20 protein-coding genes are annotated in these 24,374 nt (G+C 71.9%); 13 read left to right on the forward strand and 7 right to left on the reverse strand.

What is annotated here, in order from left to right:
• Positions 1–60: 60 nt before the first annotated feature.
• Positions 61–564, reverse strand: coding sequence for a hypothetical protein (locus tag ABZU43_RS32375; protein ID WP_355010168.1), 504 nt, complete (start codon positions 562–564; stop codon positions 61–63).
• Between the two features lie 139 nt (positions 565–703).
• Between ABZU43_RS32375 and ABZU43_RS32380 the strand changes: the two genes are divergently transcribed.
• From ABZU43_RS32380 to valS, 8 genes are all read left to right on the forward strand, one after another.
• Positions 704–1,213: a SigE family RNA polymerase sigma factor gene (locus tag ABZU43_RS32380; RefSeq protein WP_112583752.1), complete on the forward strand. Its 510-nt coding sequence runs from the start codon at positions 704–706 to the stop codon at positions 1,211–1,213.
• A complete protein-coding gene (locus tag ABZU43_RS32385) occupies positions 1,210–1,728 on the forward strand; it encodes a hypothetical protein (RefSeq protein ID WP_355010169.1) in 519 nt (172 codons plus the stop codon). The genes ABZU43_RS32380 and ABZU43_RS32385 overlap by 4 nt, the downstream gene beginning before the upstream one ends.
• A gap of 288 nt (positions 1,729–2,016) precedes the next feature.
• A complete protein-coding gene (locus ABZU43_RS32390; protein WP_355010170.1) occupies positions 2,017–3,459 on the forward strand; it encodes an FAD-binding oxidoreductase in 1,443 nt (480 codons plus the stop codon).
• A gap of 78 nt (positions 3,460–3,537) precedes the next feature.
• Positions 3,538–5,022, forward strand: a complete 1,485-nt coding sequence (locus ABZU43_RS32395; RefSeq protein WP_355010171.1) for an AlkA N-terminal domain-containing protein — start codon at positions 3,538–3,540, stop codon at positions 5,020–5,022.
• Positions 5,019–5,528, forward strand: coding sequence for a methylated-DNA--[protein]-cysteine S-methyltransferase (locus tag ABZU43_RS32400; protein ID WP_355010172.1), 510 nt, complete (start codon positions 5,019–5,021; stop codon positions 5,526–5,528). Before ABZU43_RS32395 ends, ABZU43_RS32400 begins: the two co-directional genes overlap by 4 nt.
• Before the next feature lie 37 nt (positions 5,529–5,565).
• Entirely contained in the window at positions 5,566–7,422 is a 1,857-nt protein-coding gene (locus ABZU43_RS32405; protein ID WP_355010173.1) for an ABC transporter ATP-binding protein, read from the forward strand.
• Complete coding sequence (locus tag ABZU43_RS32410) at positions 7,419–9,299, forward strand: ABC transporter ATP-binding protein (RefSeq protein ID WP_355010174.1); 1,881 nt, start codon at positions 7,419–7,421, stop codon at positions 9,297–9,299. Before ABZU43_RS32405 ends, ABZU43_RS32410 begins: the two co-directional genes overlap by 4 nt.
• Positions 9,300–9,390: 91 nt before the next feature.
• A complete protein-coding gene (valS, locus tag ABZU43_RS32415) occupies positions 9,391–11,955 on the forward strand; it encodes a valine--tRNA ligase (protein ID WP_355010175.1) in 2,565 nt (854 codons plus the stop codon).
• A 46-nt stretch (positions 11,956–12,001) separates the two neighbouring features.
• Here the strand turns inward: valS and ABZU43_RS32420 are convergent, their stop codons facing one another.
• The 5 genes from ABZU43_RS32420 to ABZU43_RS32440 all read right to left on the reverse strand — a co-directional run bounded on the left by ABZU43_RS32420 (position 12,002) and on the right by ABZU43_RS32440 (position 16,175).
• Positions 12,002–12,646 (reverse strand): hypothetical protein, encoded by a 645-nt coding sequence (locus tag ABZU43_RS32420; protein WP_355010176.1) that lies wholly within the window; start codon positions 12,644–12,646, stop codon positions 12,002–12,004.
• 93 nt (positions 12,647–12,739) lie between these two features.
• Entirely contained in the window at positions 12,740–13,450 is a 711-nt protein-coding gene (locus tag ABZU43_RS32425) for an ABC transporter permease (RefSeq protein WP_355010177.1), read from the reverse strand.
• Position 13,451: 1 nt separating this feature from the next.
• Positions 13,452–14,363 (reverse strand): ABC transporter ATP-binding protein, encoded by a 912-nt coding sequence (locus ABZU43_RS32430; RefSeq protein ID WP_355010178.1) that lies wholly within the window; start codon positions 14,361–14,363, stop codon positions 13,452–13,454.
• Entirely contained in the window at positions 14,363–15,268 is a 906-nt protein-coding gene (locus ABZU43_RS32435; protein WP_355010179.1) for an ABC transporter permease, read from the reverse strand. Before ABZU43_RS32435 ends, ABZU43_RS32430 begins: the two co-directional genes overlap by 1 nt.
• On the reverse strand, positions 15,261–16,175 hold the full coding sequence (locus ABZU43_RS32440) for an ABC transporter ATP-binding protein (RefSeq protein WP_238681676.1): 915 nt from the start codon (positions 16,173–16,175) through the stop codon (positions 15,261–15,263). The genes ABZU43_RS32435 and ABZU43_RS32440 overlap by 8 nt, the downstream gene beginning before the upstream one ends.
• Before the next feature lie 239 nt (positions 16,176–16,414).
• Between ABZU43_RS32440 and ABZU43_RS32445 the strand changes: the two genes are divergently transcribed.
• The 4 genes from ABZU43_RS32445 to galT all read left to right on the forward strand — a co-directional run bounded on the left by ABZU43_RS32445 (position 16,415) and on the right by galT (position 21,557).
• Positions 16,415–17,929: a glycosyltransferase gene (locus ABZU43_RS32445; RefSeq protein WP_355010180.1), complete on the forward strand. Its 1,515-nt coding sequence runs from the start codon at positions 16,415–16,417 to the stop codon at positions 17,927–17,929.
• Positions 17,930–18,017: 88 nt separating this feature from the next.
• Positions 18,018–19,547 (forward strand): adenylyl-sulfate kinase, encoded by a 1,530-nt coding sequence (gene cysC / locus ABZU43_RS32450; protein WP_355010181.1) that lies wholly within the window; start codon positions 18,018–18,020, stop codon positions 19,545–19,547.
• A gap of 112 nt (positions 19,548–19,659) precedes the next feature.
• A complete protein-coding gene (locus ABZU43_RS32455) occupies positions 19,660–20,484 on the forward strand; it encodes a DeoR/GlpR family DNA-binding transcription regulator (RefSeq protein WP_355010182.1) in 825 nt (274 codons plus the stop codon).
• Positions 20,481–21,557: a galactose-1-phosphate uridylyltransferase gene (gene galT, locus ABZU43_RS32460; protein ID WP_355010183.1), complete on the forward strand. Its 1,077-nt coding sequence runs from the start codon at positions 20,481–20,483 to the stop codon at positions 21,555–21,557. Before ABZU43_RS32455 ends, galT begins: the two co-directional genes overlap by 4 nt.
• Positions 21,558–21,910: 353 nt before the next feature.
• Here the strand turns inward: galT and ABZU43_RS32465 are convergent, their stop codons facing one another.
• Positions 21,911–23,128, reverse strand: coding sequence for an NADP-dependent isocitrate dehydrogenase (locus ABZU43_RS32465; RefSeq protein WP_355010184.1), 1,218 nt, complete (start codon positions 23,126–23,128; stop codon positions 21,911–21,913).
• A 137-nt stretch (positions 23,129–23,265) separates the two neighbouring features.
• Here ABZU43_RS32465 and ABZU43_RS32470 point away from each other — a divergent pair, with 137 nt between their 5' ends.
• A complete protein-coding gene (locus ABZU43_RS32470) occupies positions 23,266–24,078 on the forward strand; it encodes an MBL fold metallo-hydrolase (protein WP_355010185.1) in 813 nt (270 codons plus the stop codon).
• Positions 24,079–24,374 lie beyond the last annotated feature (296 nt).

A 24,374-nucleotide genomic window follows, 5' to 3' on the forward strand; every position in this document is an offset into this window, starting at 1 on the left:
CCGGCGCGCTGGGTGTGGGGCCGACCGCCAGCCGCGGGTGGCGGTCGGACCTCGCCATGATCAACTAGACTGGTCGGGCCGCCGCTGGCGGGGCACCTCGGCCTCGGGCCAGTGACCCAGGGCCCGACGGTCGGCCAGGGACAGTTGCCCGGCGGCGGCGCGGGGCAGTGTGAACCGGTCGGCGGCGGCCGGCCCGGCCGAGACCGACTCCCGCAACATCCAACGCACCTCGTCGGCCATCCAGCCCAGCCCAGGCCGCGCGGCGATCTCGCGGATCAACCGCCGGCCAACGCTCGTGTCGTCGTCGTAGAAGCGCATGCACCAGTGGTGCGTCCACATCCCGAGGGCCCGCAGGCCCGCGTCGTCGAGTGAGCCGGCCAACCGGCCGCAGGCCGTGTCGGGGAAGCTCTGCTCGCGGTCGCCCGCCCGGTCCCGTTCGATGGCGCCCACGGCGGCCGGCGCGACGGCCCGCATCCGGCGGTAGAAGGACTGCGCCACCGCGCGGGGCAGCGGCGGAAACGCACCCGGTGTCGACGCCGCCGCCCAACCCGCCACGCTCGTCATCCGCCGCACCCCTTCTTCAGTTGGTGGCCGGACGCTACCCGGCACGACCGACACTTTCGGGCCGAAAAACCCCACCGATCGTGGATAGCGACGATGACCTGGGACGTCTGTATCTGTGACAACGAAACGGGGGTGGTGGGTGGACGAGGACGAGCGCGCGCGGCTGGCCGAGTTCGTCGGCAGCCGGACTCCGGCGCTGATGCGGGTCGCGTACCTGCTGACCGGGGACCGCAACGCCGCCGAGGACCTGTTCCAGTCGGCGTTGGCGCGGACCATCCCGAAGTGGGGAACCATTCGGCACGCCGACCCCGAGGGCTACCTGCGCGTGGTGATGTACCGCGAGCAGATCAGCTGGTGGCGGCGACTTCGCCGGTGGCGGGAGACACCGCTCAACCCGGCGGACGAACCGGTCGGCGGCGACCCGAGCGGCGGCTCCGACGTGCGGTTGGCGATGCGGGCCGCGCTGCGCCACCTGCCACCGACGCAGCGGGCGGTGGTGGTCCTGCGCTACTACGAGGACCTCCCCGAAGCCCGGGTGGCCGAGTTGCTGGGCTGCTCGGTGGGCACCGTGCGCAGCCGTACCCATCGAGCGGTGAAACGACTGCGCGACCTGCTGCCGGACGTCGACATGCTGGAGGTACGGCGATGACCGAACCCTTCGAGCACCTCATCCGCTCCACCCTCACCGACCTGGCCGAGGAGGCACCGATCGTGCATGACCAGTTGAGCCGAGCGGAACGGCGGGTGCGCCACAGACGTCGCGCCACTGTGGCAGTGGGGGCGGTGAGCACCCTGGCGGCGATCCTGATCGCGACTCCGCTCGCCCTCGCCGCGACCGGCTCGGACGGGCCTCCCCCGGCCGTGCCCAGTCCGGCCGGTCCGGCAGCCGTGCCCAGCCCACCCGTGCCAACCCCGTCCGCGCCCACCGCTGTGCCGACGGTCGAGCCGAGCCCCGGTGGGGCGGTCGCGAATCCGTCTGGCCCGCCCGGCGTACCGGAACAGCCGACGGTCTCGCCGACCCCGTCGGCTCCGCCGGGCGTGCCAGGCAAGCCGGGGGCACCGGGTGCGCCGGCCGGACCGACCGCCTCACCAAGCCCGTCGAATCCGCCGGGCCCGCCCGGTGTGCCGGGCCGACCGACGGTGTCGCCGACCCCGTTGCGCTGACCAGGACCGGTCCGGCCGGTGGTTTCCTCGCGCCGGCCGGACCGGCAGTCCCACTGTCATCGCCGGTCACGGTGGTGCCGGGCACGCCACTGGCCTCCCGAGCCGGGGGCGGGGAACCGGTCCGAGATTCCGGTCACCCTCTCGCGCCACTCCCCGGTCCCGGCGAGCGTCACGCCCCGCGGTGACCAGCGGGCACCGGTCCACCGAATTTGTCGAGGCCGGCAGGCCCGCTCATCCTTGGGCCATGACCGATCCCGGACACCCGAGGCGCCAACTGCGGCGGCGACGATGAGCACCGCCATGGCCCGGGTGCCCGACTCCCTCCGGGGGCAGATCGTCACGCCCGGCGACCGTCGGTACGCGCAACTGCGCTCGACGTACACCCGGTCGGCGTCACCGGCTGCGGTCCTGCTGCCGAAGACCACAGCGCAGGTCGTCGACGCGCTGCGCTACGCCCGGGAGCAACGGCTGCCCATCGCAGTCCGCAGCGGCGGGCACGGCCTCTCCGGAGCCTCGTCCAACAACGGTGGGGTCGTCATCGACCTGTCCATGCTCAACCGGGTTCAGGTGATCGACGAGCGGGCTGGGCTGGTCCGGGTCGAGGCCGGTGCCCGCTGGGCGAACGTGGCGAAGGCGCTGGCCCCGTACGGACTGGTGATCAGCTCGGGTGACTACGGCGGCGTCGGCGTCGGCGGCCTGGCCACCGGCGGTGGTGTCGGCTGGCTGGTCCGCGCCCACGGTCTCACCATCGACCGGGTCCGCGCCGTGGAGGTGGTGCTGGCGGACGGGACGCTGGTACGCGCGGACGCCGACCACGAGCCGGAGCTGTTCTGGTTGGTCCGCGGCGCCGGGGCCGGCGCGGGCATCGTGGTGGCCTTCGAGATCGAGGCGGTCGAGCAGCGCAACGTCGGCGTCGCGCAGCTGGTCGTCGAGGCGCATCCGGACGGCCGCACCGTCCGCGAGTGGACGAGCTACCTCGCCCAGGCGCCACGGGAGCTGTCGGCGGCCGCCGTGGTGTTCGCCGAGGGTCGATCGGTCCTCATGTCCATCACCGCGGTGGTCGCCGCCGAGAGCCTGCGCCGGGCCCGGCCGGCGGTGGAACCGCTGCTGGCCATCGGCAAGGTGCTCGAACACCGGACCGACCTGCTGCCCTACCCGACGCTGGTACCGACCGCGCACCTCAACCCCAACGTCGGGCAGCAGCGTGGCACGACCACGAACGGTCTGTTCACCTCGCTGGACGACGCCGGGGCGCGGGCCGTGACTCGGGCGGTGACCGGGCCGGGGCGGGCGGTGATCCAGCTCCGCTCGTTGGGCGGCGCGGTCAACGACGTCGCCTCCGACGCGACCGCGTACCCGCATCGCCACCAGGACACGCTGATCGTGGCCTCGGTGTTTCCGCCGCAGGCCGACGCCGCGTTGAACGCCGCCTGGCGGGCCGCCGGGGCCCGCGCCGACGGCGCGTACGTCAACTTCGAGAGCCGGCCGGACCCGGCCGCGTTCGCCCGGATCTACCCGGGCGAGACCGGGGCCCGGGTCCGACGGCTGTGGAAGCGGTACGACCCGGACGGCGTGTTCCGATCGGCCCTGCTGACCGGCCAGCCGCACCGCGCCACCCAGCCGAGCCGAGCCGCACAGCCGAGCCAGCCCAGCCGAGCCGCACAGCCGAGCCCATCCGGCCAGGCGAGCCGAGCCGGCCAGCCGCACCGGCGGCGTCGACGCCCCCGTTGACCGGCTCTCCGCGCACCGGCACGCCCAGGTCCGATTCCCGCCAGCCGACGACCGGCCGAGCGGGGCATCATCGGTGACATGGAGATGGACTTCGAGCGGTGTTACCGGGCCGTCGACAGCCGTGACCAGCGGTTCGACGGCTGGTTCTACACCGGTGTGACGTCCACCGGGATCTACTGCCGGCCGTCCTGCCCGGCGATCACGCCCAAGCGGCAGAACGTCCGGTTCTTCCCGTCCGCCGCCGCCGCGCAGGGCGCCGGGCTGCGCGCCTGCCGCCGCTGCCGGCCGGACGCCGCGCCCGGCTCACCGCTCTGGGACGTCCGCGCGGACGTGGTCGGTCGGGCGATGCGGCTGATCGCCGACGGGGTTGTCGACCGCGACGGCGTACCGGGGTTGGCCTCCCGGCTGGGCTACACCGAGCGGCACCTGCACCGGATGCTGCGCGCCGAGATGGGTGCCGGGCCGCTCGCGCTGGCCCGGGCCCAACGCGCCCAGACCGCCCGGATCCTGATCGAGACGACCGACCTGGCGATGGCCGAGATCGCGTTCGCCGCCGGCTTCGGCAGCGTGCGGCAGTTCAACGACACGCTTCGCGAGGTGTACGCGAGCGCACCGTCGGACCTGCGCACTGCCCGTGGTCGCCAACAGGCGCCGGCCGGGGCGGGGACCATCTCGCTCCGGCTGGCGTACCGCCCGCCGCTGCACGCCCGGGCGCTGCTGGACTTCCTCGCGGTGCGGGCGTTGCCCGGCGTGGAGGCGGTCCGCGACGGGACGTACCACCGGGGTCTGCGGTTGCCGCACGGCACCGGCCAGGTGGCGCTGACCCCGACGGACGGGCACGTGGCGGCGACGTTGCGGCTGGCCGACCTGCGCGACCTGGCGCCGGCGGTGGCCCGCTGCCGCCGGTTGCTCGACCTGGACGCGGACCCGGCGGCCATCGACGGCACGCTGGCCGCCGACCCGGCGCTGGCCCCGGCGATCACCGCCGAACCCGGCATCCGCGTCCCCCGTGCCGTCGACGGCTTCGAGCAGGCCGTCCGCGCCATCATCGGCCAGCAGGTCTCGGTGACGTCGGCAAGAACAACCCTCACCCGCCTCCTCGCCGCCCACGCTCGCGTTGATCATGAGGTTGACGAGGTCGAAGAAGATCGAACCCCAGGTCAACCTCATGATCAACGAGGTGAGCTGCGGGGGTTCTTGGGCGCGGAGGAGCTGTTGGCCCTGCCGGACCCGGGGTTCGGGATGCCGGTCGGGCGGCGGGAGGCTCTGCGGGGGTTGGCTCGGGCCGTGCTGGACGGATCCGTCGACCTCGCCGCGGGGGTGGATCGGGAGGAGGCCGTTCGGCGGCTGCTCGCGCTGCCCGGCATCGGCCCGTGGACCGCCAACTACCTGGCCATGCGCGCCTTCGGCGACCCGGACGTCCTGCTCAGCTCCGACCTCGCGGTCCGGCGCGGCGCCGCGGCGCTCGGCCTGCCCGACACCCCACAAACCCTCGACAGGTACGCCGAGCGTTGGCGTCCCTGGCGGTCCTACGCCACGATCAGACTCTGGAGAGCGGCATGAACATCGACAGCACCGTTCTGAGCACACCGGCCGGCCCACTGAGCATCCTCGCCGGCCCCGACGGTGACGTACGTGCGGCCGGCTTCACCCCGGATCCGGCGGTGCTGCTGCCCCTGGTCCATCCGGCCCTGCGGGCACCGCTACGGGAGCGGGCCGACCTCGGCCCGGTCAGTGCGGCGGTCCACTCCTACCTGGACGGTGACCTCGCCGCCATCGACACGGTGCCGGTGCGTCAACGCACCGGTGGCGAGTTCATGGCGCACGCCTGGCAGGTGCTGCGCGAGGTCCCGCCGGGCACCCCGGTCACCTACACCGGGTACGCCGCGCTGGCCGGTCGACCACCGGCGGTCCGAGCCGCTGCGGCTGCCTGCGCCCGGAACGCGGCAGCCCTCTTCGTGCCCTGCCACCGGGTTCTTCGCACCGACGGCACGCTCGGCGGCTACCGCTGGGGGCTGGACGTGAAGAAGTGGCTTCTCGGTCATGAGCGACGCTTGACAACAAGCTGACAGGAGCACCGACACTCATTGACGCTACCGTCTGGTAGTGCCTGTGGAGAGCGACGGCGACCCGGCCGCCCGGGCTGCCGCGGGCACCCACCCCGTGCACAACCTCTGGCGGCTTCGCCCCTACCTGCGCCCGTACGCCGCCGAGTTCGCCTGGCTGCTCGTCGCGGGCCTCGCCGGCACCGCGGCCGGGATCGCCGTACCGCTGGTCGTGCAGCGGGTCGTGGACGGGCCGGTGGCCCGACACGAACCGGCCGGGCTGCTCCAGCTCGGCGGCTTGGCGCTGCTGCTCGGCGTGGTCGAGGCGGTGCTCACCTTCATCCGCCGGTGGGTCCAGTCGTCCTCGGCGGTGGGCATGGAGGCGGCGCTGCGCGCCGACGTCTACGCCCACCTGCAACGGCTGCCGACCAGCTTCCACGACCGCTGGCAGTCCGGCCAGTTGCTCTCCCGGATCACCAGCGACCTGTCGGTGATCCGCCGGTTCCTCTCCTTCGGCGTCTTCTTCCTGGTGCTCAACCTGACCACGTACGTGGTCGTGGTGGTGCTGCTGATCAACCTGCACGCGGCGCTCGGGGTGCTGGTCGCGGCCAGCGCGGTGCCGCTGCTGCTGATCAGCCGCCGATTCGGCCGGCACTACCACGCCGCGTCCCGCCGGATGCAGGATCAGCAGGGCGACGTGGCGACGCTGGTCGAGGAGACCGCGCAGGGCCTGCGCACCATGAAGGCGTACGGGCGGGGGCCCGAGCTGGCCGCTCGCTTCGCCGGTGTTGCCCGGCGGCTGCACGACACGGGCGTCGGCAAGGGGCGGCTGCTGGCGAACACCTCGGCGCTGCTCGACCTGGTACCCAACGTGACCCTGGGGGTGGTGCTGGCGGCCGGGGCGGCCGCCGCCGCGCACGGCGCGCTCACCATCGGCGAGCTGGTCGCGTTCGTCAGCCTCCAACTGATGCTCATCTGGCCGGTGCAGTCACTGGGTTGGATCATCGCCAACGGCCAGGAGGCGGCCACCGCCGCCGACCGCATCCAGGAGGTGCTGGACACTCCACCGGAGATAGTGGATTCCGCCGGCGCTGTCGCGTTGCCGCGCAGCGCGGTGCACGGTCGGCTGCGCTTCGAGCGGGTCGCGTTCAGCTATCCGGGTGCCACCACCGGGGTGCTCCGCGAGATCGACCTGACCATCGAGCCGGGCGAGACGCTGGCGCTGGTCGGCGCCACCGGCTCCGGCAAGAGCACGCTGCTCTCCCTGGTGCCCCGGCTGCACGACGTGACCACCGGCCGGATCACCCTGGACGGGCACGACCTGCGCGAGCTGCGGCTGGCCTCGCTGCGTCGGCTGGTCGGGGTGGCGTTCGAGGAGCCGACGCTCTTCTCCATGTCGGTGCGGGAGAACCTCACCCTGGGTCGTCCGGACGCCGGCGACGACGAGATCCGGGCGGCCCTCGCGCTGGCCCAGGCCGACTTCGCGTACGACCTGCCCTGGGGGTTGGCGACCCGGGTTGGCGAGCAGGGGTTGTCCCTCTCCGGCGGGCAACGGCAACGGCTCGCGTTGGCACGGGCCGTGCTCGGACGACCGGCGGTGCTGGTGCTGGACGATCCGCTCTCCGCTCTCGACGTGCACACCGAGGCCCTGGTCGAAGCGGCGCTGCGGCGGGTCCTGCGCGACAGCACCGCGCTGCTGGTGGTGCACCGGCCGTCGACGATCGCGCTGGCCGACCGGGTCGCCCTGCTGGAGGACGGACGGATCACGGCGACCGGCCGGCACTCCGACCTGCTGGCCACCGTCCCGGCGTACCGGGCGCTGCTCGCCGCCGAGCCGCCCGCCGGGCAGCCACCTCCGGCCGGGGCCAGCGGCCCGAGTTCGTCGCCTTCGGACGGGTGGGGGCTGGTGCGCTCGTGAGGGTGCCGGAGCAGGCCGACCCCCCTCCCGAGGAGGAGCCCGAGCTCAACCGCTGGCGCGGAACCGCCACCGACCCGGAGGCCGACCGCAGTCGAGCTGAGGACACCAGCCCCGAGGCGGTGGCCCGGCTACGCCGGCTCAGCCGAACCCTGCTGGGCGACCTGCTCCGCCCGCATCGGCGGCGTCTCGCCACGGCGGTCGCCCTGCTGCTGGCCCAGAACGCCGCCGCGATGGCCGGCCCGTACCTGGTCATGATCGGCATCGACCGGGCCATCCCGCCGTTGCGCGCCGGCGACGCCAGCCCGCTGGTCACCGTCGCCGGGGCGTTCGCGGTGGCCGCGGTGACCGAGTACGCGGCCCGCCGCGGCTTCCTCACCCTCTCCGCCCGGATCGGCCAGGCCGTTCTGCTCGACCTGCGGCAGCGGGTGTTCGGGCACTTCCTGCGGCTGTCGGTGGGCTTCCACGAGCGGTACACGTCCGGCCGGATGGTCTCCCGGCTCACCAGTGATCTGGACTCGATCGCCGAGCTGGTCGACGGTGGGATCGACAGCCTGGTGCTGGCCGGGCTCTCCATCCTGTCGGTGGCCGCCATCCTGCTCTGGCTGGACCTGCCGCTGGCGGCCGTGACGCTGCTCGCCTTCCCTTTCCTGTTCTGGCTCTCCCGCTGGTTCGCCCGGTCGTCGGCCAGCGCGTACCGACGGACCCGGGACGCGGTCGCGCTGGTCATCGTGCACTTCGTCGAGTCGATGCGGGGCATCCGGGCGGTGCAGGCGTTCCGCCGAGAGCCTCGCAACCAACGGATCTTCGTGGCGCTCGGCGACGACTACCGGCGGAGCAGCCTGCACGCGTTCCGGCTGATCGCCACATACTCGCCAGCGATCAAGCTGATCGGCAACGTCACAGTGGCGGCGGTGCTCTGCTACGGCGGTTGGCGGGTGCTCGGCGGGCAGACCGAGATCGGAGTGCTCGCCGCGTTCCTGCTCTACCTACGCCGCTTCTTCGAGCCGATGCAGGAGCTGAGCCAGTTCTACAACTCGTTGCAGTCGGCCACCGCCGCACTGGAGAAGCTGGCCGGGGTGCTCGACGAACGACCGGCCGTCGCCGAACCGGCCCGGCCCACACCGCTGCCGACCGGTCCCGGCCGCGGTGAGTTGATCTTCTGCTCGGTCGGCTTCGGCTACCGGGCCGACACCCCGATTCTCTGCCGGCTGGAGCTGACAGTGCCGGCCGGGCAGACCGTGGCGCTGATCGGCCCCACCGGGGCGGGCAAGTCGACGATCGCCAAGCTGGTCGCCCGGTTCCACGACCCCGACACCGGCACGGTCCGGCTGGACGGGGTCGACCTGCGTGACGTACACGACGCCGACCTGCGCCGCGCGGTGGTGCTGGTGACGCAGGAGAACCACCTGTTCAGCGGGACCGTCGCGGAGAACATCAGGTTCGGTCGCCCGGGGGCCGACGACGCCGCCGTCCAGGCCGCCGCGCGGGCGATCGGCGCGCACGACTTCATCGCCGCACTACCCGAGGGGTACGCCACTCAGGTGCACCGGCGCGGCGGCCGGCTCTCCGCCGGCCAGCGGCAGCTGGTCGCGTTCGCCCGCGCATTCCTGGCCGACCCGACAGTGCTGATCCTGGACGAGGCGACGTCGTCGCTGGACGTGCCGACGGAACGTCTGGTGCAGCGGGCACTCGGCACCATCCTGCGCGACCGCACCGCGCTGGTGATCGCACATCGTCTGTCCACTGTGGAAACCGCCGACCGGGTGCTCGTCCTCGACGGCGGAACTGTCGTCGAGGACGGCCCGCCGGCAGTGCTCGCCGAGGCCGACGGCCGGTACGCCGCCCTGCACCGCCAGTGGCGTGACTCGCTGATCTGACCGGGCCGCCCCAGCGAGGCCACGACCGCCGGCCGGTGTGTTCGGTCGCAACTCCGTCGCTCCGCAGCCGGTAGGTGCCTACGATCGCAGGATGACCGATACGGCGAGGACGGCCCGCGCCGGCGTTCCCGAGCGTCCGACCCTGGACGGGCTCGAGGAGAGCTGGGCACGCCGCTGGCAGGAGGAAGGCACGTACGCGTTCGACCGCTCGAAGCAGCGGAGCGACGTGTTCTCGATCGACACCCCACCGCCGACCGTATCGGGCGAGTTGCACATGGGGCACGTCTTCTCGTACACGCACACCGACACCACGGCGCGGTACCAGCGGATGCGCGGCAAGGCCGTCTTCTACCCGATGGGCTGGGACGACAACGGCCTGCCCACCGAGCGTCGGGCGCAGAACGTCTACGGGGTGCGCTGCGATCCGGCGCTGCCGTACGACCCGGTGTGGCGGCCACCGGCGGCTCCGGTCGACGACGCGGCCCGCCGCGACCCCACCCCGATCTCCCGGCGCAACTTCATCGAGCTGTGCGAACGGTTGACGGTCACCGACGAGCAGGCCTTCGAGGCGCTGTGGCGACGGCTCGGGCTGTCGGTGGACTGGTCCCTGACGTACACGACCATCGGCCGGATCGCCCGGACCACCAGCCAACGGGCGTTCGTTCGCAACCTGCGCCGCGGCGAGGCGTACCAGTCGGAGGCGCCGACCCTGTGGGATGTCGGCTTCGCCACCGCTGTCGCCCAGGCGGAGTTGGAGGACCGGGAGCGCCCCGGCGCCTACCACCGGCTGCGGTTCACCGCGGCCGACGGGCGGGAGGTGCTCATCGACACCACCCGGCCGGAGCTGCTACCGGCCTGCGTGGCGCTGGTCTGCCACCCCGACGACGAGCGGTACGCCGACCTGGTGGGCACCACCGTGCGCAGTCCGCTGTTCGACGTCGACGTGCCGGTGTACGCCCATCCCCTCGCCGAACCCGGCAAGGGCACCGGTGTCGCGATGGTCTGCACGTTCGGTGACCTGACCGACGTGACCTGGTGGCGTGAGCTGGGGCTGGACACCCGGGTGGTCATCGGCCGGGACGGTCGGTTGCTCCCCGAGCCGCCGCACGGGGTGCCGGCCCAGCCGTACGCGGCGCTGGCCGGGCAGACCGTCAACGCCGCCCGTCGGGAGATCGTCGGGATGCTTGCCGACGCCGGTGACCTGATCGGCGAGCCGCGTCCGATCACCCACCCGGTCAAGTTCTACGAACGCGGCGACCGGCCACTGGAGATCGTGTCGACTCGACAGTGGTATCTGCGCAACGGCGGCCGGGACGCGGCGCTGCGAGCCACGCTGCTGGGCAGGGGCGAGCAGCTGCACTGGGTGCCGACGCACATGAAACACCGCTACGACAACTGGGTGGGCGGCCTCAACGGGGACTGGCTGGTCAGCCGTCAACGCTTCTTCGGCGTGCCGGTGCCGGTGTGGTACCGGCTCGACGACACTGGCGAGCCGGACTGGACCCACCCTCTCACGCCGGACGAGTCCGCGCTGCCAGTCGACCCGTCGAGCGATCCGGCGCCCGGTTACGACGAGTCGCAACGCGGCCGACCGGGCGGCTTCATCGGCGACCCGGACGTTCTGGACACCTGGGCCACGTCCTCGGTGACGCCACAGATCATCGGTGGCTGGGAGACCGACCCGGACCTGTTCGCCCGGGTCTTCCCGATGGACCTCCGCCCGCAGGGACAGGAGATCATCCGGACCTGGCTCTTCGACACGGTGGTCCGCTCGCACTTCGAGCACGGGGTGCTGCCCTGGCGGGACACCGTGCTCTCGGGCTGGATCCTCGACCCGGACCACAAGAAGATGGCCAAGTCCAAGGGCAACGTGGTCACCCCGCTGGCGCTGCTGGAGCAGCACGGCTCCGACGCGGTGCGTTACTGGGCGGCCAGCGGCAAGCCCGGCATGGACCTGGCCTTCGACCCGGCGCAGATCAAGGTCGGCCGGCGACTGGCTACCAAACTGCTCAACGCGTCCAAGTTCGCGCTCGGGCTGGGCGCCGCTGACGCGTTGCGCGCCCCGACGACCGCACCACTGGACCGGGCCATGCTCGCCGAACTGGCCACCGTGGTCACCGCTGCCGGCACCGCCTTCGACTCGTACGACCACACGGCGGCCCTGCAGGTCACCGAGGCGTTCTTCTGGCGGTTCTGCGACGACTACATCGAGCTGGTCAAGGAGCGGGCCTACGGCACCGGCCCGGCGGCGGACTCCGCACGGGCGGCGCTGGCCTCGGCGCTGTCGGTGCAGTTGCGGTTGTTCGCCCCGGTGCTGCCGTACGTGACCGAGGAGGTCTGGTCGTGGTGGCGGTACGGCTCGGTGCACCAGGCGCCGTGGCCCACCACCTACGAGGTGGCCCGGACGATCGAGGGCTCGGGTGACCCGGCGCTGCTGCGGCTCGCCGGTGACGCGTTGAGCCAGGTGCGACGGGCCAAATCCGAGCGGAAGCTGTCGATGAAGGCGGAGGTGCCGTTGGCGGAGGCGCTCGGCCCGGCGGCGCTGCTGGAGCAGCTCACGCTGGTCGCCGACGACCTACGGGCGGCGGGCCGGATCGGCAAACTCGACCTGCTCCCGGACCGTACCCCGGAGTTGGTCATCGCCTGCGCCTTCTGACCTGCCGGTCCGCCGCCGCCCGCTCGGGCAGCGGCGGACCGGTGCGTCACCAGCCGCGCAGGAAGCGCAGCCCGAGCAGGAACGCGATCACGGCGGGCCCCACCAGCAGGGTGATCGCCTGGAGGCGGTACGGCATCCGGTGCCGGGTCAGCTCCCCCGCGTTGCCCAGCACGATGGCCCCGGCCAACATCAGGAAAGCGCCCCACCAACCGGTCTTCAGGTGGATCAGATCCACCCGGATCAGTTGCAGGGTCAGGCCGAGCAGCGCGCCGGTCAGCGCGAGCAGGGCCACCGCCCGGTGCAGGCCGCGGGCGAGCGGGTGGGCCGCCCGCCACCAGTAGGTGCCGGCCACCGCCAGGCAGGGCAGCACCACCAGGAGCGGCCAGCCTCGCCCCATCACGCCGAACATCAGCAGCGCGCCGACCGCGAAGACGATCGTGCCGACGCAGGCGAGCATGTACCCGGCGAAGGCCCGGCCGCCGCCGCGAACCAGCAACGGCCCACCGCTGGCCGCGATCAACGCGGCCGGGATCAGGATGAAGACCGCCCACCAGTGGAACTGGCCGCTGCCCTGAGCCGCCGTGGCGACTGTGGCACAGGCCAGCCCGGCGACGGCCAGGCTGGTCAGCCACGGGCGGCTGCTCCGGGAGTACGGCTCAGCCAACGACGTCCGCTCCGCTTCGACGCTCACGCCCACCAGCCTGGCCCGAGGTGGCCCGACCGGTCCATCCGGCCAGCCCTACCGCCGCGCGGGGGCTGGCCGGAACAGCGGCTCCCACCGTTGTCAGCTCGTCTCGCCGGCCACGCTGAACGAGCGCAGGCGGTCGATGGCGAGCACTGTGAAGCCGACGCTGACCAGCGCGGTCATCACCGACGCCACCGGCACCGACACGCTGGTCTCCAGCAGCCCGGTGGGAGCGATGCGATCAGCGAGGGCGATCACGTACTGCTGGATGGAGAGCACCTTGGTGCCGCTGACGAAGTTGCCCAGCAGCCCCTCCCAGATCAGCACGTAGACCAGCCCGAGCAGCACCGGCCGCCTGGTGACCAGGCTGAGCGCGAGGAACAACGCCGAGTACGCCAGCGCGCCGAGCGCCGCCGAGACCGCCAGCGCCAGTCCGAGGCGTACCGAGTCGGCGAGCACGCCTGCGACGTAGAGCGGCACCGCCACGGTGACCGCGGTGACCCCGGCGGCCACCGCGAGCTTCGGCAGCACGATCTGCCAGCGCGGCAGCGGCTTGGTCAGGATGTGCACCACAGTGCCGTCGTCGATCTCGGCGCCCAGCACGCCCGTGCCGATGATCAGCGCAACCACCGGCAGCACCACGGCCAGCCCGAGGCCGACCAGCACCGGCGGCCCCCACTGGCCCGGGTCCACCCCCAGCGACCGGCAGAGCACGGCCAGCCCGAGCAGCACCAACGGCAGCGGCAGCAGCAGCAGGAACCGCCGTCGGCCGAACAACCCGCGCGCGGTGATCCAGGTAACTGTCGACATGTCAGGCCTCCACCAGGTAGGAGAAGACGCTCTCCAGGGACTCGTCGGACGGCACCAGCTGACGTACCCGGATGCCCTTGTTCAGCGCGATCCGGGGCAGCGCCCGGGTGAACGCGCCGTAGTCACCGGCCCGCACGGTCAACCCGGTCGGGTCCAACTCGACCCCACTCACCGACGCCTCGGCGATCAGCGCGACGGCCAGCGCCCGGTCGTCGGTGGAGCGCACCGCGAAGACGTGCGGGCGGTTGGTCATCAACCGGCGGATGGTCCGGAAGTCGCCGGAGGCGGCCAACCGGCCGGCCACCATCACCTGCACCGTCCCGGAGACCTGTTCGACCTCCTCCAGGATGTGCGAGCTGAACAGGATCGTCCGGCCAGCGTCACCAAGGGTGTGCAGCAGCTGCATCATGTGCAGCCGCTGGCGCGGGTCCATGCCGTTGAACGGCTCGTCGAGCAGCAGCACCTGCGGGTCGTGCACCAACGCGGCGGCCACCCGGGCGCGCTGGCGCATGCCCTTGGAGTACGTGCCGATCCGGCGGTCCTGCGCCGACTCCAGCTCCACCAGATCGATCGCCCGTCGGGCCGCGGCCGCCGGATCGGGCAGCCGGTGCAGCTTCGCGCTGGCCAGCACGAACTCGTAGGCGGTGAGAAAACCCTGCACCGCCTCCCGCTCGCTGACCAACCCCAGCCGCCGGTAGACGTCGGGGTTGCGCCAGGTCGGCTCGTCGTCGAGGGTGACGGTGCCGCGCGACGGGGAGAGGAACCCGGCCATCATGTGCAGCAGCGTGGTCTTGCCAGCGCCGTTCGGGCCGAGCAGCCCGGTCACGCCCGGGCCGAGGGCCATGCTGATGTCGTTGACAGCGACCACGTTGCCGTACCACCGGGACACCCCGGTCAGGCTCAGCGTGCTCATCAGGAGGCGACCTTCCGGTAGCGGGCCAGCAGGAGGGCGGTCGCGCCGGCGACCAGCAGCACCGCGGCCAGGGCGTAGACCGGGCCGAACCCGCCGATCATCATCTCGCCCGGATCGCCCTCGACCAGCAGGTCACCCAGGGACCAGATGCCCACCCCCTGGACCAGGGTCGAGGGGGAGGCGAGCCCAGCCAGCTCGTTGGCGGCACGCGACGGCAGGATGCTCAGCACGCCCACGATCGGGGTGGTCATCAGGAAGACCGCGACCACACCGCCGGCGGCGAAGGCGCGCTTACCGGTCAGCGACGCGACCAGCAGGCCGACCGAGGCGAAGACCACCGCCCACAGCCCGGCGTAGAGCAGCCCGGGGAGCAGGTCGAGCAGCTCGTTCCACACCCCGCGCATGCCCTGCTTGGTGGTGAACGCGGCACCCAGGAACATCAGCAGCTGCGGCCCGCCGAGCAGCAGCCAGAGGGCGGTGACCAGCGCCAGCAACTTGGCCAACGCGTAGTCGGTGCGCGGCAGCGGCCGGGAGAAGTACAGCGGCAGCACGCCGCTGCGCAGATCCCGGGAGACCAGCTCCGGAGCGACGACAGCGACGAAGAAGATGACCAGCCAGCTCATCGCGTCGGCGAACTGGGCGTACGTGGCCACCGGCTCGCCGATCTGGCTGCGTATTGCGGCCAGGGCCACCGCCACCAGGGAGACGATGCCGACCACCAGCCAGGGGAAGATCTTGGCCTTGGCGCTGCGGCCGAGACCGAACGCGGTGCGCAGACCGTGCCCGTAGAGCGCGCCGAAGACCTGCCGGCGGCCGAGCCTCGGGCCCTCGTAGCGTTGGTAACCGATGTCGTGGATGACGCCGGTCGGCGTGGAGCGCACGGCGGCGGTGGACGGCTCAGGCATGTGTGAGCTCCCTCGTGGCGAAGAGTTCGGCCACCCGGTGCCGGCGTTGGTCCAGTCGGTGCAGTGGCAGGTCCAGTTCGGCGACCGCACCGAGGATCAGGTCGTAGGTGCCGTCGTCGGCGAGCGGCACGAGGAGCAGTCGCCCGTCCCGGGCGACCGGCAGTTTCAGCTCGGCGAGTCGGGCGGCGAGTTCCTCGGTGCCCTCGCTGACCTCCACGGCGAGCACGTCGGTGGCCGTGGTCATCGCGGAAATGTTGTCGGCGCGCAGCAGCCGGCCGCCGTCGATGGCGATCAGCGTGTCGCAGATCCGCTCCACCTCCCCGAGCAGGTGCGAACAGACCAGCACGGAGATGCCGAACTCGGTGCCGATCCGATGCACCAGGGCCAGCATGGCGTCGCGGCCGGCCGGGTCCAGGCCGTTGGTCGGTTCGTCCAGCAACAGCAGGTCGGGGTCGTGAACCAGCGCCTGGGCCAGCTTGACGCGCTGCTTCATGCCGGTCGAGTAGCCACCGACCGGGCGGTAGCGCTCCTCGTAGAGCCCGACGTGCCGCAGCGCCTCCGAGGCCCGCTCGCGAGCCGCGGTGCGGGGAAGGCCGCTCATCCGACCGAGGTGGGTGACCAGCTCGGCGGCGGACAGGTCCGGTGGGAGGCAGTCGTGTTCCGGCATGTAGCCGACGCGGCTGCGGACAGCCGCCGGATCTGCGGTCGGGTCGATGCCGAGCACCGAGACCTGACCGCTGGTTGGTGCGATCAGGCCGAGCAGAATCTTGATCAACGTGGATTTGCCGGCGCCGTTCGCGCCCACCAGGCCGATGATCCCGGGCTCGACGGCGACGGTGAGGTCGGCCAACGCGGTGACCCGACCTCCGTACGTCTTGGTGAGCGACTGGGTCGCGATCAGTGTCACGGGCCCAGCGTAGGGAGTCGATGCCCAGCTGGGACACCGGCACGCCCCCGGCACTCCCCTGATCCTTTTCCCGCCGGACCCCTAAGGTCCCCCGCCGCGGCTCCCGCGACGTTTGCGCCGGTCCCGCGTTCGACGCGACCCCGCCTTGGGAAAGACCCGTCCCGGGTGACACCATTCACCTCCCGTTCACCAGGCATCGACCCGCCCGGTGATCGACCGACGACGCGGGAGGAATCCTGATGGCCGAGGTGGGCGTCCCCAAGGTGAGCGTCGTGGTGCCGGCGTACAACAGCGGCCGACACATCGAGAAGCTCGCTGCCTCGCTGCTGCGCCAGTCACTGCCCGCCGACGAGTTCGAAGCCGTCTTCGTCGACGACGGCTCGACCGACGACACCGCGGAGCGCCTGGACCAGCTGGCCGCCGAGCACCCACACGTCAGGGTTTTGCACATCGAGAACTCCGGTTGGCCGTCGCGTCCGCGCAACCTCGGGGTCGAACACGCCCGCGGCGAGTACGTCTTCTTCGCCGACGACGACGACTGGTTCGCCGACGAGGCACTGGAGCGGCTCTACGCCTGCGCGAAGGCCAACGACGCCGACATCGTGGTGGGGAAGATGGCCGGGTACGGACGCCCGGTGCCGCGGGAGCTGTTCCGCAAGAACCGCTTCGACGCCACCCTGGCGAACGCGCCCCTGATCGACAGCCTGACCTGTCACAAGCTGTTCCGGCGCGCCTTCCTCAACGAGCACGACCTGCGGTTTCCGGAGGGTGGAAAGCGTCGGCTGGAGGACCACGCGATGGTCGTGCGGGCCTACTTCCTGAGCCGGCACACCTCGGTGCTGTCCGACTACGTCTGCTACCACCACGTCCACCGGACCGACGCGCGCAACGTCACCGCGGGCCGGCTGGAGCCGTCGAGCTACTACCGGGCCGTGCGGGAGGCGCTGGACATCGTCGACGCGCACACCGAGCCCGGTCCGCTACGGGACCGGTTGCACCGGCGCTGGCTGCGCAACGAGATGATCAGCCGACTGCGCGGCAAGCGGCTGCTGGAGGCCGACGAGGCGTGGCTGGAGCAGGTCGCGCTGGAGACCCAGAAGATCATCCAGGACCGCTTCGCCCCTGGTGTCGCCGCCGGGTTGCCACCCCTGCTGCGGGCCGTGGCATACCTGGCGGAGCGGGGCCGCGTCGCGGACCTGCGCAAGCTGGCCCGCTGGGAGGCGGGCATCGCCGCGCACGGCACGATCGACGAACTCCAGCGCGCGGACCACGCCGTCACGGTGACCCTCGCCGCCGAGCTGCGCTCGGAGAACCAGCCGGTCGGCTTCCGCACCGACGATGGCCGCGACGTGCTGGTGCTCCCGATGGACGAGATCGCCCCCGAGGTGCTCGACGCCACCGCGCAGGTGCGCAAGGCCCGACTGGACCTGGTGGCCCGTCACCGGGAGACCGGCGCCGAGATCTTTCTTCCGAACACCTTCCAGACCGAGCGGATCACCGGTACGACCGGAGCGGACACCGTCCACCTGGTGCACCGGGCCACCGCCACGATCGACTTCGCCGCCCTCAACGGGGGCCGGACCAGAGGCAGCTGGCAGCTCAAGGCCCGGATCACGAACGTGGGCTGGACCGAGGACGCACGACTGCCGCTGGTGTTCATCTGCCGGGCCGACGGCTCGCGACCCCGGATCCGCGACCAGCGGAAGATGTGGAACCGGCTGCGGTCGGCGGTAGGCCGGCGGATCAAGCGCTGATCCGCCCGCGTGGGTCTTGGAGTGGCGCCCTCGACCGATGGGCGGTCGGCTGCGAAACTGTGTGCCGGTCAGCGAGTGGGGGGTGTGGATGAGCAACGGCTGGGTGCTGCCCGACGAGGTGCTGCGTGACGCACCGGCGTACACGCCACGTCCCGGTGAGCTCGCGGATCTGGAGCTGCTGCTGACCGGCGCGTACGCCCCGCTGACCGGCTTCATGACCCGCGCCGACCTGGTCTCGGTCAGCCGACGCTCCCGGCTGGCGGACGGCACACCGTGGCAGGTCGCGGTCGTTCTCCAGGTGCCGGCCGCCCTGGCGCAGAGCTTCGATCCGCGCGACCCGGCCCGCCGGGCGCTCGTGCTGACCGACGGGGAGGGCGCCCCGGCGGCCGCCCTGGACGTGGCCGACGTCTGGCCGGTCCGCGACGGCGTGGCGGGAGTGGGCGGCCAGGTCCGGCGGCTGGGCGACGGCGGGCACGGCCCGTTCCAGCGACTGCGGCGCAACCCCGAGGAGGTCCGTGCGCTGCTGCCCCCGGGCCGGGTGCTCGGTGTGATCGCCGATCGGCCGCTGCATCGTCCACAGCTCGCCCAGATCGCTCACGCCGCCCGCACCCTGGCCGCTCATCTGCTCGTGATGATCCCGGTCGGCGAGGGCGGCGCAGACGGGCTCCCACCGGAGGCGCTGGTCCGTTCGATCTTCGCCGCGCGGGACCGGATGCCGCCCGCCACCCTGATCGCGGTGCCGCTGTCGCACCGACGCGAGGAGATCAGCGACGCGTTGCTGCGCGCCCGGGTCTCGGCCGCGTACGGGGTCACCCACCTGCTCTCCACCGGGGAGATGCTCTCCGGCGCCGGGCTGCGGGTGCTGGTGCCGCGCGAACTCGCCTACGACAACCGCGACGGGCAGTGGCGTTGGCGGGAGGACATCCCGCCGCGCAACCGCCGGCTCGCGCTGACCCAGCCGGAGATCGACGACCTGCTCGACCGGGGTTTCCCGCTACCGGAGTGGCACACGCCGCCCGCCGTGGCACGGGAGTTGGCCCGGGCCCGGCCGCCGCGTCGGCAGCGAGGGCTGGTGGTCTTCCTGACCGGTCTCTCCGGCTCCGGCAAGTCGACGATCGCCCGAGGGCTGGCGGACGCGTTACGGGAGAGCGGCGACCGCACGGTGACCCTGCTCGACGGGGACGTGGTGCGTCGGGAACTCTCCGCCGGGCTGGGCTTCAGCAAGACCGACCGGGATCTCAACGTCCGGCGGATCGGCTGGGTGGCCGCCGAGATCGCCCGGCACCGTGGGGTGGGCATCTGCTGTCCGATCGCCCCGTACGCGGCGGCCCGGGCCACCGCCCGGGAGATGGCTCTCGCCGCCGGATCGGGTTTCGTGCTGGTGCACGTGGCCACTCCGCTGGAGGTGTGCGAGCGGCGGGACCGCAAGGGCCTGTACGCGCGGGCGCGAGCTGGCCTGCTCACCGGGATGACGGGCATCGACGACCCGTACGAGGAGCCGACCGACGCCGATCTGGTGCTCGACACCACCGACCTGAGCGTGGCGGACGCGGTGCAGGCCGTGCTGCACCATCTGACCGAGACCGGCTGGGTGGAGCTGAAGATCGCCACCGCCTGAGGCGTCGCCGTACCCGTTTCTTTCACCGCTGAGCGGCACGCGCTAGTGTTCATCTTTGTTGGAACACGTTTGACCGCGTGAGGGTACGTGGACGCTCGGGGAGGCACGGCTGATGCTCGCTCAGCAGCGGCAGGCGGCCATCCTGGAGCGGGTCCGCACGATCGGCGGCGTCCGGGTCAGCGAGTTGGCAGGCGAGTTCGGCGTCTCCGACATGACCATCCGGCGTGACCTCGATGCGCTGCACGAGCGCGGCCTGCTGGCCAAGGTGCACGGCGGCGCCACCACGACCGGGCCAAGCTCGACCGACGAGCCGGGCTTCCGCGCCAAGTCGGTCCGCCAACTGCCGGAGAAGGCCGCCATCGCCGACCGGGCGGCTCAACTGGTCCGGCCGGGAGCAGCGGTCGCGCTCTCCGCCGGCACCACCACCGCCGAACTGGCCCGCCGGCTGCTGGACGTGCCCGAGCTGACAGTGGTGACCAACTCGCTGCCGGTGGCCGAGATCATGCACGCCGGTGGCCGCCCGGACCAGACGGTGGTGCTCACCGGCGGCGTACGCACACCGTCGGACGCGCTGGTCGGTCCGCTCGCGGTCGGGGCCGTCCGCTCACTGCACCTGGATCTGCTCTTCCTGGGCGTCCACGGCATCACCGAGCGGGCCGGCTTCACCACGCCGAACCTGATGGAGGCGGAGACCGATCGGGCGCTCGTGGCGGCGGCGGACCAGCTGGTGGTGCTCGCCGACCACACCAAGTGGGGCACCGTCGGCATCTCCTCGATCGTCGGGTTGACGGCGGCCCACGTACTGGTCAGCGACGACCGGTTGCCTCCACCCGCACGACGGGTACTCGGCGAACAGGTGGGCGAACTGATCATGGTCAAGGCGAGAGGGGCGGGTCGCGTGACGCGCACGCCGACAACTGAGGGGACGGCGCCGTGAAGCGCACCGCGATCGACCTGGCCGACGGCCGGGAGCTGATCTACTTCGACGAGCGCGACGACGCGGTCCGCGACCAGCCGGACCGCCGGGACCTGCCGCCGCCTCCCCCCGCGTCGCAGCTGCGCTACGACCCGTTGACCGACGAGTGGGTGGCGGTCGCCGTGCACCGGCAGACCCGCACCTTCCTCCCGCCGGCGAACGAGTGCCCTCTCGACCCGTCGGTGGGCGACCGGCTGACCGAGATCCCCGCACCCGACTACGACGTGGTGGTCTTCGAGAACCGGTTCCCGTCGCTGAGCGGTCGGGTGGCCGAGGAGCCCGGCGAGATCACCCCGTTCACACCGGTCCGGCCGGGCCTCGGCAGGTGCGAGGTGGTCTGCTTCACGTCGGACCACAACGCCTCCTTCGCCAGCCTGCCCCCGCGCCGGGTCCGCACCGTGCTGGACGCCCTCGCCGACCGCACCGAGGTGCTCGGCGCGCTGCCCGGCGTCGAGCAGATCTTCTGCTTCGAGAACCGGGGCGTTGAAATCGGTGTCACGCTGCACCATCCGCACGGCCAGATCTACGCGTACCCCTTCGTGACGCCACGCACCCGCGCGCTGCTGGCCGCGGCACGCCGGCACGCCGAGCGAACCGGCGGGGGCAACCTGTACGCGGACGTGCTGGCCGCCGAGCGAGCCACCGGTGACCGGGTGGTCACCGAGAACGAACACTGGACGGCGTTCGTCCCGGCGGCCGCCCGCTGGCCGTTCGAGGTGCACGTCGCGCCGCACCGCGTGGTGCCGGACATCCCGGCGCTCAGCGACAGCGAGCGGGAAGCCTTCGGGCCGCTCTACCTGGATCTACTGCGCCGCTTCGACGGCCTGTTCGACATGCCAATGCCGTACATCTCGGCCTGGCACCAGGCTCCCGTACGGGTCGACCGCGAGCTGGGCCACCTGCACCTGCAGCTGTTCAGCATCCGGCGGGCCACTGACAAGCTGAAATACCTGGCGGGCTCCGAATCCGGGATGGGCGTCTTCATCAACGACATCGCTCCGGAACGCGCCGCCGACCTGCTACGCGCCGCCTGAGCAGCCCTGCTGTGCGCGGCGCCTGAGCACGGCACGGCTCGGTACGGCACGGCACGGCACGGCGCTGTGCGGCATTGGCTTGGCGGGAAACAGGGCGCGGGGGGCCCGGGACAGGGCCCCCCGCAGGGAAGGGACGGCTGGCTGTGCACGGCACAGCCGGGAAGGCTGGCTGATCGGCGCACGGGTGCCGCGGGTCGACCGTGGTCAACCTTCCTGGACGCGACTGGCATCTCGTCCATCCTGGTCAACGAGGCGCGCCGGGGGCAGTGACGCCGACCGGCGCGGCGGCGCCGAACACGCCGAAGCCCGCCGGCTGAGACGCCGGCGGGCTCCGATGACGCGGTACGCCTGGATCAGGCAGCGATCTTGCGAGCCAGGTTCTCGTCGAGCGCGTTCATGAACTCGTCGGTGGTCAGCCACGGGGCGTCCCGCGAGATGAGCAGCGAGAGGTCCTTGGTCATCTGGCCGCCTTCGACGGTGTCGACGATGACCTGCTCCAGGGTGTTGGCGAACTCGGTGACCGCCGGGGTGCCGTCCAGCTTGCCCCGGTGGGCCAGGCCCCGGGTCCAGGCGTAGATCGACGCGATCGGGTTGGTCGACGTCTTCTCACCCTTCTGGTACTGCCGGTAGTGCCGGGTGACAGTGCCGTGGGCGGCCTCGGCCTCGACGGTACGACCGTCCGGGGAGAGCAGGACGGAGGTCATCAGACCCAGCGAGCCGAAGCCCTGCGCGACGGTGTCGGACTGCACGTCACCGTCGTAGTTCTTGCAGGCCCAGACGTAGCCGCCCTCCCACTTGAGCGCGGCGGCGACCATGTCGTCGATCAGCCGGTGCTCGTAGGTGATGCCGGCGGCGGCGAACTCGTCCTTGAACTCGGCCTCGAACACCTCGGCGAAGAGGTCCTTGAACCGACCGTCGTACGCCTTGAGAATGGTGTTCTTGGTGGACAGGTAGACCGGGTAGTTGCGGTCCAGTCCGTACCGGAACGACGCCCGGGCGAAGTCCCGGATCGACTCGTCGTAGTTGTACATGCCCATGGCGATGCCGCCGCCGGGGAAGTTGGCGACCTCCATCTCCATCGGCGCGCCGCCGTCGGCCGGGGTGTAGGTGATGGTCACCGTGCCCGGGCCGGGGACGACGAAGTCGGTGGCCTTGTACTGGTCACCGTGGGCGTGCCGGCCGATGATGATCGGCTTGGTCCAGCCGGGGACCAGCCGCGGCACGTTGGACATGATGATCGGCTCACGGAAGACGACGCCGCCGAGGATGTTGCGGATGGTGCCGTTGGGCGACCGCCACATCTTCTTCAGGCCGAACTCCTCGACCCGGGCCTCGTCCGGGGTGATGGTCGCGCACTTGACGCCGACGCCGTGCTCCTTGATGGCGTTGGCGGCGTCGATCGTGACCTGGTCGTCGGTCTCGTCGCGGTGCTGGATCGACAGGTCGTAGTAGTGCAGGTCGACGTCGAGGTAGGGCAGGATCAGCTGCTCCCGGATCTGCTTCCAGATGATCCGGGTCATCTCGTCGCCGTCGAGTTCTACGACCGGGTTGTTTACCTTGATCTTCGCCATCGGCCGGCGCTCCTCTCGGGGGACACGTGCTCAAGCAGTACGAGCGTACTGCAATTGGGCGGGCAGCCCCCAGCCGGCCTCGACCGGCCGGCGAAACCGGGCTGCGCGGAACAGGAATGCCCTGGAATCATCGTCCGATGCCACTGAGCCGCACCCTCGGGTCTATCACGGTCACCGCACTCACCGACGGTGAGGGTGACTTCTTCCAGCCCCGCGCGGAGGCATTTCCGCAGGCCACGGCGGCGCACTGGGCGGAGGCCGACCGGCGCGACCCCGGCTCGGTGACCGCCGACGGGCAATGGTGGCTGCCGTTCCGCAGCTTCGCGATCCGCACCGGAGACGGGCCGGTCACGCTTGTCGACGCCGGGATCGGCCCAGCCGACGCACCCGCCGCGAGCTGGGCGCCAGTGCCGGGGCGGATGCCCGCCGAGTTGGCTGCGGCAGGCATCGACCCCGCCGATGTCGACACTGTCGTCCTGACCCACCTACACAGCGACCACATCGGCTGGGCGGTCACCGGCACGCCGGGGCGGCCGTACTTCCCGAACGCGAGCTACCTGCTCCAGCGCGCCGAGATCGACGCGGCGGAGACGCTCAACCCGGGGCTGCCGGCCGGGCTCATCGCGCCCCTGCGCGCCGCCGGCCAGCTCCGGGTGGTCGACGGCGAGACCGCCCTCACCCCAGCGGTACGTCTGCTGCCCACCCCCGGTCACACGCCCGGTCACCAGTCGGTGCTCCTGACCTCGGCGGACGAACGGATGCTGCTCACCGGGGACCTGCTGGTGCACATGGTGCAACTCGTCGACCCCAAGCTGGCGTACGCCCACGAGGAAGACCCGGAACTCGCCCGCACCTCCCGGCTGACCGCCCTGCGCACCCACTCCCCCACCGTCCTCGCCACCCCCCACCTCGGAACCCCCTTCACCAGCCCTCTCCCCACACCCCGTTGATCATGAAGTTATTGCCACGACACGCCGATCCGGATGGCAATAACTTCATGATCGAAGGGGTGTGGGGGCGGGATCACCCATCGGAGCGGTCGAGCGAGCCCCTCGATCCTGGATAGAGGGGTAACGCGAGCTCGGGAGACCACTACAACCAGGATCGAGCACGATCTCGATGGAAGATCCGCGCAACATCACCGAAACTTCTTGATCAACTGGGGGCCAGGGCCGGGGGTGGGGGCGGGCGCTGGCCGCCCGCCCGGCCACTGTCTGCCGGGCCCTGCTCTCGCAGCTTCCGGCGA

The sequence above is a fragment of the Micromonospora sp. NPDC005205 genome (assembly GCF_040608275.1).
Lineage (GTDB): Bacteria > Actinomycetota > Actinomycetes > Mycobacteriales > Micromonosporaceae > Micromonospora.

What these genes read in the sequence shown, in the direction of transcription:
- ABZU43_RS32385 (WP_355010169.1), top strand. Translation starts at nt 1,210, where the DNA reads ATGACCGAACCCTTCGAGCACCTCATCCGCTCCACCCTCACCGACCTG.
- ABZU43_RS32390 (WP_355010170.1), top strand. Translation starts at nt 2,017, where the DNA reads ATGAGCACCGCCATGGCCCGGGTGCCCGACTCCCTCCGGGGGCAGATC.
- cysC (WP_355010181.1), top strand. Translation starts at nt 18,018, where the DNA reads ATGAGCAACGGCTGGGTGCTGCCCGACGAGGTGCTGCGTGACGCACCG.
- ABZU43_RS32375 (WP_355010168.1), bottom strand. Translation starts at nt 564, where the DNA reads ATGACGAGCGTGGCGGGTTGGGCGGCGGCGTCGACACCGGGTGCGTTT.
- ABZU43_RS32465 (WP_355010184.1), bottom strand. Translation starts at nt 23,128, where the DNA reads ATGGCGAAGATCAAGGTAAACAACCCGGTCGTAGAACTCGACGGCGAC.
- ABZU43_RS32470 (WP_355010185.1), top strand. Translation starts at nt 23,266, where the DNA reads ATGCCACTGAGCCGCACCCTCGGGTCTATCACGGTCACCGCACTCACC.
- ABZU43_RS32455 (WP_355010182.1), top strand. Translation starts at nt 19,660, where the DNA reads ATGCTCGCTCAGCAGCGGCAGGCGGCCATCCTGGAGCGGGTCCGCACG.
- ABZU43_RS32400 (WP_355010172.1), top strand. Translation starts at nt 5,019, where the DNA reads ATGAACATCGACAGCACCGTTCTGAGCACACCGGCCGGCCCACTGAGC.
- ABZU43_RS32430 (WP_355010178.1), bottom strand. Translation starts at nt 14,363, where the DNA reads ATGAGCACGCTGAGCCTGACCGGGGTGTCCCGGTGGTACGGCAACGTG.
- ABZU43_RS32435 (WP_355010179.1), bottom strand. Translation starts at nt 15,268, where the DNA reads ATGCCTGAGCCGTCCACCGCCGCCGTGCGCTCCACGCCGACCGGCGTC.
- ABZU43_RS32395 (WP_355010171.1), top strand. Translation starts at nt 3,538, where the DNA reads ATGGAGATGGACTTCGAGCGGTGTTACCGGGCCGTCGACAGCCGTGAC.
- ABZU43_RS32445 (WP_355010180.1), top strand. Translation starts at nt 16,415, where the DNA reads ATGGCCGAGGTGGGCGTCCCCAAGGTGAGCGTCGTGGTGCCGGCGTAC.
- valS (WP_355010175.1), top strand. Translation starts at nt 9,391, where the DNA reads ATGACCGATACGGCGAGGACGGCCCGCGCCGGCGTTCCCGAGCGTCCG.
- ABZU43_RS32425 (WP_355010177.1), bottom strand. Translation starts at nt 13,450, where the DNA reads ATGTCGACAGTTACCTGGATCACCGCGCGCGGGTTGTTCGGCCGACGG.